The organism is Mycobacterium sp. 1245852.3 (genome assembly GCF_001669335.1).
GTDB classification, from domain to species: Bacteria; Actinomycetota; Actinomycetes; order Mycobacteriales; family Mycobacteriaceae; genus Mycobacterium; species Mycobacterium europaeum_A.
In genome coordinates, this window is sequence record NZ_LZLL01000107.1 from 1 (window position 1) to 511 (window position 511).

Genomic DNA, 511 nt, shown 5'->3' on the forward strand with positions numbered 1-511 from the left:
GCGCCGCCGGGTGGGTGGGGTCGTGCGGCGGCCGCGGTGCCGCGGCGACCAGGCTGGCCGCCACGGGCGGGCGCGCGGGCCGGCCGTTCAGCGTGGGCCGCTTGCGCTCGTCGGGCAGGTCGATCTCACCCAGCCCGATCTTGTTCTGCAGGCGGCGGGCCCAGCGCGGCGCCCACCAGCAGTCGTCGCCGAGCAGCTTCATCACCGACGGCACCAGGAACATCCGCACGATGGTGGCGTCGAGCAGCAGCGCCGCCATCAGGCCGAAGGCCAAATATTTCATCAACACCAGGTCCGAGAACACGAACGAACTGGCGACCACGGCCAGCACCAGGGCGGCGGCCGTGATCAGGCGCCCGGTGGTCGCGGTGCCGATCCGGATGGCCTCGGCGGTGGACATACCGCGTTCGCGCGCCTCGACCATCCGCGAGACGAGGAACACCTCGTAGTCGGTGGCCAGCCCGAAGCCGACGGCGACGACCAACGCGATCACCACCACCATCAGCGGCGT

1 protein-coding gene is annotated in these 511 nt (G+C 71.6%); it reads right to left on the reverse strand.

The features are described from left to right. Positions 1-511, reverse strand: a 511-nt coding sequence (locus tag A9W96_RS04705) for an MMPL family transporter (protein ID WP_156765116.1), incomplete at both ends; no start/stop codon positions are given.